Source organism: Sphingomonas sanguinis, from assembly GCF_001476905.1.
Taxonomy (GTDB): Bacteria; Pseudomonadota; Alphaproteobacteria; order Sphingomonadales; family Sphingomonadaceae; genus Sphingomonas; species Sphingomonas sanguinis_B.
On the sequence record NZ_LDTE01000211.1, the window covers coordinates 1 to 1159 of the forward strand.

The following is a 1159-nucleotide window of genomic DNA, read 5'->3' on the forward strand; positions in this document are numbered from 1 at the left end:
CGGCCGCGTGGTCCAGCGGCGCCAACCGCGACAGGCGGTGGAGGGCTGGCGGAACATCCATCGATGCACGGGAAAGAACGCTCACGGCAGGGTCCCCGCCGCATCCTTCGTAGGCATGATTGTCGATGCCATGCCGACATGGCCAATTGGTCGGGAAAGCGGTGCGTTACGACACACATTCATCGCAGATAATCCTCATCGGGCCGACAACCGATTGTGGTCGAACGGCGAGGGCGATGACGCGAAAGACGTCACCAGAAATTCTATCATTGGAGGTTCGAGCGGGCCGAACCGTCGGTCAGTCCCGGGTTCGCTTGCCGTCACGATGATCGCGAACGGGCCGGGCGTCACTGGGACATGTTCCGTTCCCATAGTCTACGAACAACTGTTGCCGACGCTCCATAATGCACATCAATATCGTCTATTTTTCGGGCCTTATTTGAATAAACAGGGCAGGTTGTTGGATGTCCGGGGTATGGCGCGACACTATTGCTGCTCCATTCAGGCTGGTTTCGGGGTTCGGCAAAACGGCGCCTGGGGAAGCCACCGATGGACACGTCATCGGACATTCCCTTTCGCGATCGAAATCCTATGGTGCGCGCCTTGCTGTTGAAGAGGCTTTTTCCACGATGCGTTTCGCGACCCTGACCCGCCAGCCCGACGACCCCTTGCTGCGGATCATCGGCCAGCATGCCGCCGATCCCCGGCCCGACAAGATCGATCTGGGCGTCGGTGTCTTTCGCGACGAGGCCGGGCACACTCCCGTGATGACTGCGGTCAAGGCGGCGGAGGCCCGTCTGCTCACCGAACAGTCGAGCAAGTCCTATCTCGGTCCCGAAGGCGATATCGGCTTTGTCCGTGCGCTGGCCGGACTGGTCATCGGCGACACGGTAGCCGCCGAGCGCATCGTCGGGCTCCAGACGCCCGGTGGCACCGGCGCGCTCCGGCTGGCGGCGGAAGTGCTGGCGCGTGCGGGCGTGGCGAAAATCTGGATCGGCAGCCCGAGTTGGGCCAACCACGCCCCGCTCTTCCGTCAGGCGGGTGTCGAACCGGCGCTGATCCCCTGTTTCGACCTGAACAGCCAGACCTTCGACCTGAACGGCTTCCTGGCCGGGTTGAACGGCGCGGCGGCTGGCGACGCGGTGCTGCTGCATGGCTG

The 1159-nt window shown here is 63.0% G+C and carries 1 protein-coding gene; it reads left to right on the top strand.

The window, feature by feature from the left end:
• Positions 1-629: 629 nt before the first annotated feature.
• The coding region (locus tag SB4_RS18645) for an aminotransferase class I/II-fold pyridoxal phosphate-dependent enzyme (RefSeq protein WP_153006354.1) at positions 630-1159 on the top strand (530 nt) is incomplete at its 3' end.